This window comes from Aeromonas sp. HMWF015, from assembly GCF_963878965.1.
Lineage (GTDB): Bacteria > Pseudomonadota > Gammaproteobacteria > Enterobacterales > Aeromonadaceae > Aeromonas > Aeromonas veronii.
The window spans coordinates 26,252-26,981 of record NZ_CAWNZT010000196.1; the positions used below are offsets into that span (position 1 = coordinate 26,252).

1 protein-coding gene is annotated in these 730 nt (G+C 55.6%); it reads left to right on the top strand.

The window, feature by feature from the left end; genetic code table 11:
• On the top strand, window positions 1-713 hold a 713-nt coding region (fbaA, locus tag AACS18_RS10295), incomplete at its 5' end, for a class II fructose-bisphosphate aldolase (RefSeq protein WP_258228908.1).
• Window positions 714-730: the final 17 nt, after the last annotated feature.

Sequence of the window (730 nt, forward strand, 5' to 3'; positions counted from 1 at the left end):
TGCTGGAAGCGGGCGAGAAGCACTTTGCTGAAACCGGCAAGCCGCTGTTCTCCTCCCACATGCTGGATCTGTCTGAAGAGTCTCTGGAAGAGAACATCGACATCTGCTGCGAGTACCTGACCCGCATGGCCAAGATGAACATGACTCTGGAGCTGGAACTGGGTTGCACCGGTGGCGAAGAAGACGGCGTCGACAACAGCCACATGGATCAGTCCGCTCTGTACACCCAGCCGGAAGATGTTGCTTACGCTTACGAGCGTCTGTCCAAGATCAGCCCGCGTTTCACCATCGCTGCCTCCTTCGGCAACGTACACGGTGTATACAAGCCGGGTAACGTCAAACTGACCCCGTCCATCCTGGACGCTTCCCAGAAGTACGTTTCCGAGAAGTTTGGCATCCCTGCCAAGTCTCTGGACTTCGTATTCCACGGTGGTTCTGGTTCCACTCTGGAAGAGATCCGCGAGTCCATCTCCTACGGCGTAGTGAAGATGAACATCGACACCGACACCCAGTGGGCAACCTGGGAAGGTCTGCTGAACTTCTACAAGAAGAACGAAGCTTACCTGCAAGGCCAGCTGGGCAACCCGGAAGGCGCCGACAAGCCGAACAAGAAGTACTACGATCCGCGCGTATGGCTGCGTGAAGGTCAGACTTCCATGATCGCTCGTCTGGAGAAAGCATTCTCCGACCTGAACGCCATCGACGTACTGTAATTCGTTACAGCACCTTG